The sequence below is a fragment of the Salinibacterium sp. G-O1 genome (genome assembly GCF_030063305.1).
Taxonomy (GTDB): Bacteria; Actinomycetota; Actinomycetes; order Actinomycetales; family Microbacteriaceae; genus Rhodoglobus.
Genome location: NZ_JASISV010000004.1, coordinates 149,806 through 164,004, shown reverse-complemented (window position 1 = coordinate 164,004; position 14,199 = coordinate 149,806). Strand labels below are relative to the sequence as shown.

Annotated in this window: 15 protein-coding genes; 3 read left to right on the top strand and 12 right to left on the bottom strand. The window is 65.3% G+C overall.

All coding sequences use genetic code 11. The features are described from left to right. Window position 1: 1 nt before the first annotated feature. The 5 genes from fae to QMG83_RS14200 all read right to left on the bottom strand — a co-directional run bounded on the left by fae (window position 2) and on the right by QMG83_RS14200 (window position 4,062). On the bottom strand, window positions 2–553 hold the full coding sequence (fae, locus tag QMG83_RS14220) for a formaldehyde-activating enzyme (RefSeq protein ID WP_283506067.1): 552 nt from the start codon (window positions 551–553) through the stop codon (window positions 2–4). Further along, the gene (locus tag QMG83_RS14215; RefSeq protein ID WP_283506066.1) at window positions 553–1,488 is read right to left on the bottom strand and encodes a glycine betaine ABC transporter substrate-binding protein; all 936 of its coding nucleotides are present in this window, start codon (window positions 1,486–1,488) and stop codon (window positions 553–555) included. Before QMG83_RS14215 ends, fae begins: the two co-directional genes overlap by 1 nt. 73 nt (window positions 1,489–1,561) lie before the next feature. After that, a complete protein-coding gene (locus QMG83_RS14210) occupies window positions 1,562–2,359 on the bottom strand; it encodes an ABC transporter permease (protein WP_283506065.1) in 798 nt (265 codons plus the stop codon). Window position 2,360: 1 nt separating this feature from the next. Further along, a complete protein-coding gene (locus tag QMG83_RS14205) occupies window positions 2,361–3,404 on the bottom strand; it encodes an ABC transporter ATP-binding protein (protein ID WP_283506064.1) in 1,044 nt (347 codons plus the stop codon). Then, entirely contained in the window at window positions 3,397–4,062 is a 666-nt protein-coding gene (locus tag QMG83_RS14200; protein ID WP_283506063.1) for an ABC transporter permease, read from the bottom strand. The genes QMG83_RS14205 and QMG83_RS14200 overlap by 8 nt, the downstream gene beginning before the upstream one ends. Window positions 4,063–4,184: 122 nt before the next feature. Here QMG83_RS14200 and QMG83_RS14195 point away from each other — a divergent pair, with 122 nt between their 5' ends. Beyond that, window positions 4,185–5,072 carry an IclR family transcriptional regulator gene (locus QMG83_RS14195; RefSeq protein ID WP_283506062.1) on the top strand — a complete coding sequence of 296 codons (888 nt, stop codon included), beginning with the start codon at window positions 4,185–4,187 and terminating at the stop codon, window positions 5,070–5,072. Window positions 5,073–5,096: 24 nt separating this feature from the next. Here the strand turns inward: QMG83_RS14195 and QMG83_RS14190 are convergent, their stop codons facing one another. The 3 genes from QMG83_RS14190 to ubiE are packed head-to-tail and all read right to left on the bottom strand — an operon-like array spanning window position 5,097 to window position 8,377. Continuing rightward, window positions 5,097–6,434, bottom strand: a complete 1,338-nt coding sequence (locus tag QMG83_RS14190; RefSeq protein WP_283506061.1) for an FAD-dependent oxidoreductase — start codon at window positions 6,432–6,434, stop codon at window positions 5,097–5,099. Between the two features lie 46 nt (window positions 6,435–6,480). Then, complete coding sequence (locus QMG83_RS14185; protein ID WP_283506060.1) at window positions 6,481–7,557, bottom strand: polyprenyl synthetase family protein; 1,077 nt, start codon at window positions 7,555–7,557, stop codon at window positions 6,481–6,483. A gap of 28 nt (window positions 7,558–7,585) precedes the next feature. Beyond that, a complete protein-coding gene (ubiE, locus tag QMG83_RS14180; protein WP_283506059.1) occupies window positions 7,586–8,377 on the bottom strand; it encodes a bifunctional demethylmenaquinone methyltransferase/2-methoxy-6-polyprenyl-1,4-benzoquinol methylase UbiE in 792 nt (263 codons plus the stop codon). A gap of 61 nt (window positions 8,378–8,438) precedes the next feature. On the opposite strand from ubiE, the gene QMG83_RS14175 reads away from it, so the two are divergent. Next, window positions 8,439–9,695, top strand: coding sequence for an isochorismate synthase (locus QMG83_RS14175; protein ID WP_349358091.1), 1,257 nt, complete (start codon window positions 8,439–8,441; stop codon window positions 9,693–9,695). Here QMG83_RS14175 and QMG83_RS14170 read toward each other — a convergent pair. Genes QMG83_RS14170 through QMG83_RS14160 form a run of 3 tightly spaced genes read right to left on the bottom strand, consistent with a single transcriptional unit; the run spans window position 9,692 to window position 12,507 of the window. After that, window positions 9,692–10,516: a polyphosphate kinase 2 family protein gene (locus tag QMG83_RS14170; protein WP_283506058.1), complete on the bottom strand. Its 825-nt coding sequence runs from the start codon at window positions 10,514–10,516 to the stop codon at window positions 9,692–9,694. The two genes, QMG83_RS14175 and QMG83_RS14170, sit on opposite strands and share 4 nt — an antisense overlap. A gap of 25 nt (window positions 10,517–10,541) precedes the next feature. Next, a complete protein-coding gene (gene menD, locus QMG83_RS14165) occupies window positions 10,542–12,191 on the bottom strand; it encodes a 2-succinyl-5-enolpyruvyl-6-hydroxy-3-cyclohexene-1-carboxylic-acid synthase (protein WP_283506057.1) in 1,650 nt (549 codons plus the stop codon). After that, the gene (locus QMG83_RS14160) at window positions 12,172–12,507 is read right to left on the bottom strand and encodes a PLDc N-terminal domain-containing protein (RefSeq protein WP_283506056.1); all 336 of its coding nucleotides are present in this window, start codon (window positions 12,505–12,507) and stop codon (window positions 12,172–12,174) included. The genes menD and QMG83_RS14160 overlap by 20 nt, the downstream gene beginning before the upstream one ends. A gap of 54 nt (window positions 12,508–12,561) precedes the next feature. On the opposite strand from QMG83_RS14160, the gene QMG83_RS14155 reads away from it, so the two are divergent. Continuing rightward, a complete protein-coding gene (locus QMG83_RS14155) occupies window positions 12,562–12,795 on the top strand; it encodes a DUF4229 domain-containing protein (RefSeq protein ID WP_283506055.1) in 234 nt (77 codons plus the stop codon). Window positions 12,796–13,185: 390 nt separating this feature from the next. Here QMG83_RS14155 and QMG83_RS14150 read toward each other — a convergent pair whose 3' ends face one another. Continuing rightward, window positions 13,186–14,187 (bottom strand): 1,4-dihydroxy-2-naphthoate polyprenyltransferase, encoded by a 1,002-nt coding sequence (locus QMG83_RS14150; RefSeq protein WP_283506054.1) that lies wholly within the window; start codon window positions 14,185–14,187, stop codon window positions 13,186–13,188. Window positions 14,188–14,199 lie beyond the last annotated feature (12 nt).

Genomic DNA, 14,199 nt, shown 5'->3' with positions numbered 1-14,199 from the left:
GTTAGCTTTCTTGTTGTGACTCGGCCACGTCGGCCGATGGAGTGTAAAAGGGATTGCTCGGGGAATGCCGGGCTGCCAGCACCTCGTCGAGGTGGGGCAGCCGCGCGGCCCCGTTCGCGAGGGCGGTGCGGATCGCCTCTCTGTTGTTGCGGTACACCTCGTCGGCGTTGTCTGCCGAAGGGTTCACCCAAACAGCGGCGATCAGAGCGTGGCTGTCTGCCTCCTCGGCGGAGATCGTGCCAGCAGCCACGGCATCCGCCACTCCGGCAGCGACACCGGCCTGCGCTGGACCCCAGATCAGCAGCCCGTGATCATCGCTTGCCGGGGCCGCCTTCGTGACGAACAACGTCAGCGGCTTGACGGGCAATGATGGTCGCAACACTGCGACGAACGGTACGTGTCCGGCGCTAGGAGTTGCCAGGGCGGTGGCCCAGGCGGTGCCCGCCGGGCCGGAGCGATGGCCGAGCACGGTGTTGATGTGCGCGGCATTCACTCCGGTTCCGACGAAGCATTCGCCGATCTGCGGCGCCGAGGCGACGAAGGCCTCCGTCATTAGATGAGACCTTCGTCTTCGAGCCACTGCTGTGCGACATCCTCAGGGTCTTCACCGTCGACGTCCACCTGGGCGTTGAGCTTCTGCATTACGTCGGTCGTGAGCTTGGGAGAGATCTTCGCCATGACGTCCGCGATCGCCGGGTACTTGTCGAGGGTCGTGGTCTTCAGTGTGAGACCGCCCTGGTAGACGGGGAAGAACTCGAGGTCGTCGTCCATCACCACCAGGTCGAGGGCGGGGATGCGACCGTCAGTCTGGAACACCTCGCCGAAGTTGCAGTCAGCGCCCTTCTGCGTCGCCGTGTAGATCACGCCGGTATCGAGGAGCGTGACGTTCGAGTCGGGCACGTCAATGCCGTACGCCGCCTTGAGTCCCGGCCATCCATCGTCCCGCGTCGAGAATTCGCTCTCGATGCAGAAGGTCTGGTCTTCGACCGGCAGCTTTGCAATGTCGCTCAGTGAGGTGACGCCAAGCTTCTCGGCCTCGGAGCTGCGCACTGCGAAGGCGTACGTGTTGTTGAGGGGCGCGGGGTCCAGCCAGGCGATGCCGTTGGAGGCGTCAGCCTCCTTCACAGCGTCGAACTGGGCTTCAGCCCCCTTGACCGGTGCAGTGTTTCCGTTGTACGTGATCCATGACGTGCCGGTGTACTCCCAGTACCCGAGGAAGTCGTCGTTTTCGAGCGCCTGTCGTACGTTCGCAGACCCGACGAGCTTGGTGTTCGCCTTCACGTCTGCGCCGTTGGCGTTGAGGATTCCGGCGGTGATGTAGGCGAGGATGTACTGCTCTGAAAAGTCCTTCGACCCGATCTCTCCGGTGAGGCCAGCGAGTTCGTCGCTCTCGCTACCGGCGGTGCTGCCGCCGGAGGTCGCACAGCCGGCAAGCGTCGTGGCTGCGATGAGCACCGCGGCAGTGCCGGCGATGATGCGTGTATTCATTGCTATTCCTTCAGGTGATTGTTGGTGAATTTGGACATGGTGATGGCGTTGACGAACGAAAGTTGGGGGCCGGCTAGAGCCCGCGAGGCTTGACCGCTTCCTCGACCAGGGAGGCGACCCAGTCGATGAGCACGGCGATGCAGGCAACCAGAAGGGCTCCGACGAACAAGACGGGGAATCTCTGCAGTTTCAGACCGTTGATGATCATGTCGCCCAGCCCACCCGCGTTGATAAACGTCGCGATGGTGGCGACTCCAACGGCGAACACCAGCGACGTGCGCAGCCCTGCGAGGATGACGGGAGAGGCGAGGGGAAGCTCGATGCGCCGAAGCACCTGGTTGGGAGTCATCCCCATCCCCCGCGCTGATTCGCGCACACCGGCATCGACCTGCTCCAACCCCGTCAGGGTGTTTCGAAGCACCGGCAGGAAGGAATACGCAACAAGCGCAACCAGCGCGGTCGTGAATCCGGTCTGCCACACAATCGCGAGCAGGATGACCACGCCGACCGCCGGAGTGGCCTGGCCAACGTTCGCCAGCCCGAAGACGATCGCGTGGAAGACCCTCGAACTCGATCGGTACACCAGAATGCCGGCGGGGATGGCCAGCAGCGCCACCAACGCCGCGGCCGCGACGCTGAGCACGAGATGCTCGCGGACCTTCGCGATGATGTAGTCAGGGTTCAGGGTGCGCTGCTCGATCGAGTCCAGAGGGGTGGCGCTGAGCCAGAGGAACACGACCAAGCACAGCACGACAACGACGATGGGTGCAGCGAAACGCCGGACGACGCGAATCACGCGTCGGGTGCGCACTGCCGGCGCCGTGGATCGCACGGCGATCGCCTCTGTCTCGGTCGTGACGATGCGGGCCATGTCAGACCGTGCCCGCGAGATCAGCCGAGCGAGTGCTGAGAGCTGCCGAGATGGCGGCACTCGTGATGTTGCCCTTCACCGTTCTGTTCTCGTCGATGACCGCGATCGAGTCAGCGCCGGTCAGCATCAGCATGTCCAGCGCGTCGCGAAGCGATTCAGTGCTGCGGATGTGGGGAACGCCAGCGGCAAGCTCGGCCCCAGAGGTCGGGGTGAGGTGGGCGACCGAGACGGGCAGCAACCCGAGCCTCTTGAGGGCGGCTCCATGTCCGATGAAGGATGCGACGTAGTCGTTGGCGGGATTGGCGAGGATATTCGCTGGTGTGTCGAATTGCTCGATACGGCTGCGATCCCCGAGCACAGCGATTCGGTCGCCCAACTTGACCGCCTCGTCGAAGTCGTGGGTAACGAAGATAATCGTCTTTCCGATGGATGCCTGCAACCGGAGGAACTCCGCCTGGAGGCGCTCACGGGTGATGGGGTCCGTCGCGCCGAAAGGCTCATCCATCAACATCACCGGCGGGTCTGCCGCAAGGGCGCGAGCAACCCCGGCACGCTGTTGCTGACCACCCGACAACTGCTTGGGATAGCGGTGGGCGAACTGCCCTGGATCGAGTTGCACCGTGTTGAGCAACTCGTCGACTCGCTCGGCGATCCTGCTCTTCGACCACCCGAGGAGCTTGGGCACCGTTCCGATGTTTTCCGCGATCGTGAGGTGAGGGAAGAGACCGATCTGCTGGATGACATAGCCGATGTGCCGGCGGAGTTGGTTCGGGTCCAGCGACAGGATGTCCTGGCCGTCGATTCGGATCGCTCCGCTGCTCGGCTCGATGATGCGATTGATCATCTTCATGGTCGTGGTCTTGCCGCAACCGCTGGGCCCAACGAACATGACCAGTTCGCCCGGCTCGATTTTCATCGAGAAGCTGTCGACGGCTGGATGATCCTGGCCGGGGTAGACCTTCGAAACGTTGTCGAGCTCGATGGCGACGCCACCTTTGTGCCCGGAGATTGTTGAGAGGAATCCGGAATCGATGAGTTCAGGCACGAAGACCCCTTGATGTCGAGTAGCGAGTGATAAGTACAAACAGTCCGTCAACAAGCAGTGCCAGCAGCACGACGGCGACGGTGCCGGTGAGCGCGAAGTTGAGTGCGTTCTTCGACCCCAGGGACGAGAGGCCTTTGAAGATATAAGCACCGAGCCCGGGACCGGCGACGTAGGCGGCAATCGCGGCGATACCGATCGTGAGTTGCGCGGCGACACGCGTGCCGGTCAGGATGATCGGCCATGCGATCGGCAGTTGGATGCGCAGCAGCACACGGGCCGGCGTCATTCCCATTCCCGAGGCTGACTCGATCATGTGTGGCGGCACTTCGCGCAAACCGACGACGGTGTTCCTGACGATCGGCAGCAGCGAGTAAAACACCAAAGCCACCACGGTCGGCCCCCAGCCGAGGCCCAGGAGGGGGCTGAGCAGCGCGAGCAGTGCAAGCGACGGGATGGTGATCGCCACGCCTGCTGAAGTGATGGCAATAGATCGGCTGATGGGCTTGTCCCAGACGAGGAGCCCGATGCCGACGCCGACGACAAGCGCGATGGCCAGGGAGATCGCTACTACGGCGATGTGCTCGCCGATGAGAGCAAAAATGTCATCCCAGCGCCGGTTCAGAAAGATGATGAGAGATTCGAAACTGAATTCAGTCATGTAGCTCTGCTCCTCTCTTCGTTGAGATGGATCCGACGTTCGGACCGTTTTTACGATACGGGGCTGATGTCAATTCGCCAATAGGTGTTGCGTATATGGCAATTAGGGTGAATCATCAAGCCATGCCAATTCCCTCCATTAGCGTCGAAGAACAATCAGGATCGTTGGCCGGGCGTCGAAATTCATCGGGACTAACTCGGGACATCGAGATCATCGAGATTCTTGGCAGCGCGGAAGCCATGGAGTCAGACGGTCTCGGAGTGGTGAGAGTTGCCCAGCTCATTGGACGCGACAAGACGGTGGTGTCACGCTCATTGGCGACCCTGGCCGACGCGGGCCTCGTGGATCGCGATCCGCTGACCCTAAATTATCGACTCGGCAGCCGCATCTTTGCGCTGGCTGCCCGCTCCTCGGAGGCGACTCTCGCAGCACGTGCCCGCCCGCTGATCCACCGGATTGCTCATTCCACTCGCGAGACGACTCACCTGTGTGTACTGCGTGGTGGGAATGTGCTGACGGTGTTGAGCGCGCTGAGTCCGCATGAATTTCGATCGACCGGTTGGGAGGGTGTCACGACCGCGGCGTGGCGGACCCCGTCGGGAAGAGTGCTCATCAGCGATTGGGACCGCGAGTCGCTTCGCTCCTGGTATGCCGAGCACGGACACGACCGGCCGATCGTCGGGCCGCTCGATCCGGCAATGTCTGCCGCAGGTTTCGTAGTGCTCGACACCCCGCCCGAGGGCAAGGCGAGGATCCACGACTTCGAATCACTGCTCACCGAGGTAGAGCGGATCAGGGAGCGGGGCTACGCGACTCTCGATGAGGAATTAGAGAGCGGTGTCGTCGGTGCATCAGCACCCGTCACCGACTTCACGGGTCGCATTGTGGCCGCGATCAATGTGAGTGCACCAAAGTCTCGCATCGGCGATCGTCTCGAGATCCTGGGAAACTACGTGCGGAATGCGGCAGCAGAACTTTCCCAGGCGATGGGTGATTCGAAAAGCCGCTGAGCAGTGCAGTAGCCGCCATCCGCCTCAGTGCTTGTTCGAGACAGCAATCATCTCGTCGCGCTCGACGACCTTGATCCTGACGCGACCGGCGGGCTCACCGAGCTTCAGCTCATGTGAGTCGAGGTTGTGCCAGCCATCGAGGTTGGTGAATTCGACGCCGCGGCTCTCGAGCAGTTCGACGATCGCGCTCTCTTCGGGATGTTCCGGTGACCACCAGTTCGCCTGGTCGTTCACCACGTGCTTGACGGTCTCCATCGCGTCGCTCTTGGTGTGACCGATGAGACCGACCGGCCCGCGCTTGATCCAGCCTGTCGCGTACACGCCATGGACCTGCTGGTCGTTGTCGTCGAGAACCTGGCCTTCGCGGTTCGGGATGACACCGCGCTTGTCGTCGAACGGGATGCCGTCCAGCGGCGAACCGAAATATCCGACCGCGCGGTAAAGAGCCTGAGCCGGAACTTCCCGGAACTCGCCGGTGCCGACAACCCCACCCTCGCCGTCTGGCCGGGTGCGCTCGTACCTGAAGCTCTCGCCGGTGAACTCCACAGGGTTGGCGTAGAAGTGCAGGTGAAGGCGTCGTGAGGCCGAACCGGTCTCGCGCGTGCGCCACTGGTTCAGCACCCTGTCGATGACCATCACCTGCTTGTTGCTGGCGATCGCCGCCTTCGATGCCTCGTCATAGTCGAAATCTTCGTCGTAGACGATCATGTCGACGTCATTGAGCTCGCCCATCTCGCGCAATTCCAGCGGCGAGAACTTGACCTGCGCGGGGCCGCGGCGGCCGAACACGTGCACGTCGGTGACCGGGGAGGCTTTCAGCCCCTCGTAGACGTTGGCGGGAATCTCGGTCGGCAGCAGGTCATCGGCGTGCTTCGCGAGCATGCGGGCCACATCCAGCGCCACGTTGCCATTGCCAACAACGGCGACGGATGCCGCCTCGAGCGGCCACTCGCGCGGCACGTCCGGGTGGCCGTCGTACCAGCTCACGAAGTCGGCGGCGCCGTAGCTGCCGGGCAGATCGACTCCGGGAATGACCAGAGGGGCATCCCGGATCGCACCGGTCGAGAAGATGACGGCGTTGTAGTGCTTCTTCAGGTCGCTCAGAGTGATGTCTCGCCCGAAGTAGACGTTGCCGAAGAGGCGGATGGAACCGGAGTCGAGCACGTCCTTCAGCGCCGTGATGATGCCCTTGATGCGGGGATGGTCGGGCGCGACACCGTAACGGACCAGGCCGTACGGGGCCGGAAGCTGCTCGAACAGGTCGATCGAGACATCGAACTTCCTCTCGGTCTTGAGGAGGATGTCTGCTGCATAGATACCGGCAGGTCCAGCGCCGACAATGGCCAGGCGAAGCTTGGTCATGGTTGTGTTCCGTTCACTTGGGGCGGCAGAAACTGCCACCGGAAGACTAGTTCGAGCGCTCGACTATGGATTCCGCGAATCGCGTGAGGGCCTTCTTGACGGGGCCCTCCGGCAGTGGGGCGAGCGCGGCGACGGCATCCGCTGCCCAGCGCCGCGCCTCGTCGAGGGTGCGCGCGGTGACCGGGTGCTCCCGCAGCTCCGCAACGGCCGCGGCAAGGTCGGCCTCGTCGGCTTCACCATAGAAGGCCGCGTTGACGTCACGCTCGATGCGGGTGAGCAGATCAGCGGCATCCTGATCCGTTCTCGCCTGCTCGCGCAGGTACAGCAGGGGAAGGGTCGACACCCCTGCACGGAGGTCGGTGCCAGCGGACTTTCCCGTGACGTCGGTCTCGGCTGACATGTCGATGATGTCGTCGACGAGCTGGAAGGCGACGCCGATCTTCTCACCGAAGGTGCGCACCGGCACTATGTAGTCTTCGGATGCCTCGGAGAACAGCACGCCGATCTCGGCGGCCGTTGCGATCAGCGATCCGGTCTTGTCGGCCAGCACCTGCAGATAATGCTCGACCGGATCTTCGCCAGGGCGTGGGCCGAGCGTTTCGTGCAGCTGGCCGAGGCACAGCCGCTCGAACGTGTTGGCCTGCAGAATGAGTGCACGCTCGCCGAGGCCAGCGACCAGCTTGCTGGCGCGCGCGAAGAGCAGGTCGCCGGTGAGGATCGCCACCGAGTTGCCCCACACCGACTGGGCGCTCGGAACCCCGCGACGCATCTGCGCTTCGTCCATGACGTCGTCGTGGTAGAGGGATGCGAGGTGGGTGATCTCGACGGCCTGCGCCGCCTTAATCACGTTGTCGTTGTTGCCGGTGCCCAGTTGCGCGGCGAGCAGAGTGAGCACCGGACGCACCCGCTTTCCGCCGGCCTCCAGTAGGTATCGGGTGGTGACATCCGCAATTTCGTCGGCGAACTGCACCTCACCGAGAAGGCCAGCTTCGACCTGATCGAGGCCCTTCTCGATCGCTATCGCGAACTTTTTCTCGTCGCTGGAGGCGAACAGCTTCTCGCCCAGCCCGAGCGAAGAGCTCAGGGTGTTGCTGCGACGAGCGAGCGGCAGGCTCGGTTTCACGTTCTCGACCGGTTCTCGGTTGGGGAAGCTACTGCTTCGGGGTCTCGGATGAGGCAGGCTTGACGATCTTGATGGGGCGTGTGGCGTTGTCTTTGCGCTTCGCGATGGAGGCCAGCACCGCGGCATCCATCGGCTTGTGTCCGCGGTGAAGGGCGACGACTCCGGCGGTCAGGTTGCGGTACGCGACCCTGGTGAAACCGGCTCCGCGGATCCACTGGCTGAGTTCGCTCTGGTCTGGCCATTCCTTGATCGACTCAGCCAGGTACGAATACGCGGCCGGGTTCGAGCTCGTTCCCCTGGCCACGAGCGGCATGACGTGACTGAGGTACGCCCAGTAGCTCTCACGCACGATGGCGACCGGAGGCTTGGAGAACTCGCAAATGACGAGCCTCCCGCCGGGCTTCAGCACCCGGTACATTTCGCTGAGCGCGAGCTTGGGGTCTGAGATGTTGCGCAGGCCGAAGCTGATCGTGACCGCATCGAACTCGTCGTCACCGAACGGCAATGCCTCTGCGTCGGCCACGATGAACTCGATGTTGTTGTGCTTGCGACGCCCCTCGGCGACCATGCCCGGCGAGAAGTCGACGGCCACTACGCGGGCGCCCCTGCGCTGCAGCGCCGCTGAACTCGTGCCGGTTCCCGCGGCGATGTCGAGGATGCGCTCACCAGCGGCCGGCGCCACGGCACGCACCGTCGCGGCTCGCCACAGAACGGCGTTGCCTGCTGAGAGCACGTTGTTGGTTCGGTCATAGCGCTTGGCTACATCGTCGAACATGCTCGAGACCTCGCCAGGCTGCTTTGTCATGTCCGCTTTACTCACAGGATAAGTCTACGGTTGTTGTCCACAGGAAGTCTTCGGAGCCGAGGGTAAGCTCGATAGCGTGAACGGCCCGCGAGCTTTCCCGCCGCTGACGGCCGTCACCACAGCGCTGCGTGCATCCCCGCCACTTATCGGGCTCCCCGATGCGCACGATCCTCTCGCCTTCATCCGCAACGGCGACGGCATCGTCGGCCTCGGGGTCGCCCTACGGCTCGAATTCTCAGGACCCTCCCGGCTTCAGGATGCCGCGGAAGTCTGGCGTGCGATCGCCGCCGCCGCGACCGTGACCGACCCGGTCGCCTGCGCCGGCACCGGCCTGGTGGCCTTCGGCAGCTTCGCGTTCGCCGACGAGTCCGACTGCACCAGCGTGCTCGTGGTTCCGTCGATGATCGTCGGACGTCACGGCACGCTGTCCTGGGTGACCCGCATCGGCGGCGGGGACTCCGTGATCCCCGATCCCCGCCCGATCGGCGAACCTTTCCCGTCGAGCTTCTCACCGGCGCTCATGACGGAGGCTGGCTACCTTTCCGCCGTCGACTCCACCGTGCGGTCGATCACCTCGGGTGCCGCCCGCAAGGTCGTGGTCGCCCGCGACCTGATTGCCCAGATTCCGGATGACGCAGACCTCCGCCTGCCGATCGGCGCCCTCGCCGCCGCCTACCCAGACACCTTCACGTTCGCGGTGGACGGGCTGATCGGCTCGAGCCCCGAGACTCTCGTCAGGGCGCGAGGCGGAGTCGTGAGTGCGCGCGTACTGGCCGGCAGCGCGGCCAGAGGGCCAGACCCCACGAGTGACGCTCGCGCCGCCGCCGCTCTGGCCGAATCCCCCAAGGATCTCGCCGAGCACGCCTTCGCATTGCAGAGCGTGCTCGACTCGCTCGGCCCGCGCAGCTCCTCGCTGGTCGCGAACTCGCGGCCGTTCCCGCTGCAGCTGCGCAACATCTGGCACTTGGCGAGCGATGTGACCGGCGCGCTCACCGACGGTTCGAGCGCGCTCGATCTCGTCGCCGCGATGCATCCCACCGCGGCCGTCGCCGGAGACCCGACGGATGCCGCGCTGTCGCTGATCGCCGGGCTGGAGCCGTTCGACCGCGGTCGTTACGCGGGACCGGTCGGCTGGGTTGACGCGAACGGTGACGGGGAGTGGGCCATCGCCCTGCGGTGTGCGCAGATCTCCCCGACCCAGGGCGGCTCGCGCACCGTGACGGCATACGCCGGGGCCGGCATCGTGGCGGAGTCGGATCCGAACGGGGAGCTCGCTGAGACCGGCCTCAAGTTCCGCCCGGTGGTCGACGCCTTCCGCGCCGCGTCGATCTAACTCTCGGCCAGCCGCACCTTCTCGACCTCGATGTCATAGTCCACGGGCGGCCACTGCGGGTCGATGCGCTCAAGCGCCTCGAGCAGCAGCTGCTGCACGGCCCAGCGGGCGTACCACTTGTGGTCTGCCGGGATCACGTACCACGGCGCATCCACTGTCGAGGTGCGGGTGAGGGCGACCTGGTACGCCTCCTGGTAGGCGGCCCACTTGAGTCGCTCGTCGACGTCACCGGGGTTGTACTTCCAGTGCTTGTCTGGCCGGTCGAGTCGCTCCTGCAGACGTTCCTTCTGCTCGTCGGCGCTGATGTGAAGCATCACCTTGATGATGGTCGTGCCCGACTCGGCGAGCTCCCGCTCAAACTCGTTGATGATGCCGTAACGCTCCTCGATCACCTCGGGAGTCGAGAACCCGCGCACCCGGTGGATCAGCACGTCCTCATAGTGGGAGCGGTCGAAAACGCCGATCTTCCCGGCCGCTGGCAGTTGTTTGCGAATGCGCCACAGGAAATCGTGCGACTTCTCCTCCTCGGTGGGCGCCTTAAACGCGAACAGGTGGATGCCCTGCGGATCGGTCTCGCCGATGACGTGCCGCACGATGCCGCCCTTGCCTGCGGTGTCCATCGCCTGCAGAACGAGCAGCACATTGCGCGTTCCGCCGAACTTGCTCTCGGCGTAGAGCCGCTCCTGCAGGGCGGCGAGCGTGGAGCCGTGCGACGCGAGCTCGCGCTCGGCATCCTTCTTATCGCCGGAGAAACCCGGTGTGGATGATGGGTCGATCTCGGAGAGGTCGAAACCGGCGGCGACAGGAAAGAGGTGGCTCATCCCCTCACGCTAGCGCTGACGCACGTTAGCGGGCGAGGGGCACTTCGATGATGGTCTGCCCGGTGGATGCCGTCAGCGCCTGGTCGAGCTGGCCCCTGGTGTCGACGCGCAAGTACGACCAGCCGTACGCCGCGGCGAGCTGCTCGATCACCACCTGCTGGGGCGTCAACAGCACCCTGTCGAAGTTGGCGCCCGCGCTTCTGGCCACCTCGAGCCCGTCGAAGATCGTTCCGCCGTTGTCGTTGCCGACGATCACCTGGATGCGGGGACGTTCCTCACCGACGCCGAACAGCAGCGCGCCGGCATCGTGCAGCAGAGCCAGGTCGCCGAGCAGCACCCTCGTTGTTCCCGCGGAGGCCGGCTGGCTCGACAGCGCGATCCCCAGCGCCGTGGAGATGGTGCCGTCGATGCCCGCGAGACCACGGTTGGCGTGCACCGAAATCTTCTTGCCGGTCGCGACGCGATCCACCTCACGGATGAGCCTGGATGCTCCGAGAACGAGCCGGTCGTGCGGCCAGGTGGCTCGCCAGACGGCCTCAACCAGCGAGCGGCGTGTGACGGGTGCGCGCACGGCGGCGAGTTCGGCTTTGGCATGCGTGGCCGGGTCTGCCGTGGCATCCGGAGCTGCGTCCACCGGCTGGATCAGGGCGCGGGAGGCGCTCACCCAGCGGCCGACCCACGCGCGGTCAGCGCTCGGGTCGCCGGTCACGGTCACCGCGTCGGCGAAGGTGGAGACCCGGTGGCCGGGGTTGTAGTCGTCGGCAGACGAGTTGCGGACGACGATCGTCTCGACCCCGCGCCGCTGGATCAGGGCGGGCACCTCGCGGCTCAGCGTCGGATGACCAAACACGATCACCCGCGCGACCCGGTCACCGAAGTTGCCGGTATCCAGCAGCTCGCGGTAGGCAACCACCAGGTTGGGGCCGAAGTGCGCACCGCTGGCGACCTCGGCGATGAGCGGAGCTCCGAGCTCGCGCGCGACCTCCTCTGCGCGCTCCCCCGCGCCCGTGCCCGCGACCACGACAGTGCCGGGCAGGCACCTCAGTTCCAGGGCGGCGGGGCCAGGGTGCACTTCCGGCGTCGAGTCCTCCTCCGCGGGCTCCACGGCGGGGGCCTCGAGCATTAGCGGGGCCGAGAGCGGTTCGGCGAACGAAAGGTTGAGATGCACGGGGCCGGATGCCGCGGCGAAGGCATCACGTGCGAGCTGAGCTGCGGCATCCTGCTCGCCGGGCTCACCGATGGGCGCGCCCACGTCCCAGGTGCGCGTCACGGCGGCACCAAAAATGCCGGGCTGCTCAGTGGTCTGGTTGGAGCCGATGCCGCGCAGCTCGTCCGGACGGTCCCCGCTGAGCACGATGAGCGGAACGCCGGAGTGATGGGCCTCCAGCACAGCAGGATGCAGGTTCGCGACGGCCGTACCGGAGGTGGTGACCAGCAGCACCGGCGTGCGGGTCTCGATCGCGATGCCGAGCGCGAGGAAGCCGCCGACCCTCTCGTCTATGCGCACCCTGAGGCGCAGCATCCCGAGACGGTCGAATTCGGCGGCAGCGAGGGCGAGCGCCTGCGAGCGCGACCCTGGGCCGAGCACCACATCGCGAACGCCGAGACGAACGAACTCATCGAGAAGGGCGACCGCGAAATCTGTCGCCGGGGAGTCAGTCTTTGGGCGGGTCATCGTCGAGGTCTGCGAGCTCCTGCTCAAGGCGACGGATGCGCTCATCCTGTTCCTCATCCCTGCGGATGTTCCTCAGGAACGACGGGTCATCGTCGGGGGCGACCGTGCGCCGCTGGCCGCTGCCGCCGGTGGCGCTCTCCCTGCCGAGGAAGAACCACAGCACGGCTCCGATGATCGGAAGCAGCACGATCACGATGACCCACACGACCTTCGGCATCGCCCTGACGCGCCGCTGCTCGATGAGGATGAGGTCGACGATCGCGAACACGTCCAGGGCAAGGACGATCAGTGGCGCGATGACGAGCAGACGAGACATACAACGATTCTAGGCTTGCAAGCTGCGCCCAGCCTGCGTGCATACACTGTGAGGGTGAAACCCTGGGTCGCCTACAGCCTCGTGCGCATCGGTTTGTTCGCTGTGATCTTCGTCGCGCTGCTTCTCGCAGGCATCGTGCCGTGGCTGTGTGCCGTCATTGCGGCCGTGGTCAGCTTCTGCGCCAGCTACCTTTTCTTCGGCAAACTGCGGGATGCGGTTGCGCTCGACATCGTCGCGCGCCGTTCCCGCCCGGCCGTCGACGCCGACGCGGTAGCCGAAGACCTCTAGCGCGCGGCCCCGCGGTCTCTCGGGCTGTGCCGGCCCTCTTGGGCCGTGCCGCCCACTCGGGCCGCACCCGCCGCATCCATCCCCCAACTTCCGAAATGACGGAGTCGCGGGCATCCAGACCCCGAATTCGGGCCTTTTTGGACTCAAAACGGGGTCGGATCCGTCATTTCGGAAGATTCGGAGGGCGCGGGGAAGGAGCCGAGGCTTGCCGCCGCTTGCCGCGGCGGCCGCCGCATCCCTTCCGAAATGACGGAGTCGCGGGCATCCAGACCCCGAATTAGGGCCTTTTTGGACTCAAAACGGGTTCGGATCCGTCATTTCGGAACGTTCGGAGGGCGCGGGGGCGCGGGGAGGGCGCGGCGGGAGGGGGCGGACGGAGCCGCCCCGCGGCTAGAAGGCGATCGCCCAGCCGAGGCCGAGGCCGTACACAAGGGCTACGATCGCGCTCAGCCGCAGCGCGATGATGAGCTCGCCCGGGGTCTTGGCGCTGATCGTGATTCCCACCGCGGGGATCGCAGCAAGCAGCGCGAAGTAAACCAGGTACGCGTTCTCGTAGAAGAGCGTGAAGAACGACAGGATGCCGAACGGCGCGAGCAGCATCACACCGAAGACGATGCGAGACGGCAGGTCCCCGATGCGCACGGCGAGGGTGCGCTTGCCTGCCAGCTTGTCCTGCTGGATGTCACGGATGTTGTTCACCATCAGCACGGCTGTGGCGATCAGCCCTATCGCGATCGCCGACAGCCAGCTCTCCAGCGTCACGGTGCCCGCGAGGGCGAACGTGGTTCCCGCGGTGGCCACCAGACCGAAGAAGATGAAGACGAACAGTTCGCCGAGACCCGCGTAGCCGTATGGACGCTTGCCGCCAGTGTAGAAGTAGGCCGCGACGATCGCGACAGCGCCCACCGCGAGAAGCCACCAGTACTCGGTGCGGATCACGATCACGAGACCGGCGAGCGCGGCGATCGCGAAGAACACCAAGGCGACCGTGAGCACGGTCCGGGGCTTCGCGGCTCCGGATCCGGTGAGCCTGCGCGGGCCGACGCGGTGCTTGTCGGTGCCGCGGATGCCGTCGGAGTAGTCGTTGGCGAAGTTCACGCCGATCTGCAGGCTCAGTGCCACGATGAGGCAGAGGGCCGCGCGCAGCCAGTGCCAGCCGGGGCCAGCATCCCCGTGCGGCAGCACGTATGCGGCCGCCGTGCCCAGCGCTACCGGCGCGATGGCCAGCGGCAGGGTCTGCAGCCTGGCTCCGCCGATCCAGTCACGGGTCGTCGCCTTCTTCACCTTGGCGACCCCGGGAGGGCGACCACCCGGGCGACCACTCTTGCCCGCCTTGGGGCGAGGAGCGGGGACGGATGCTGGATTGATGCGCTGCTGCTTCGGAGTTGCCACGCAAGGATTGTA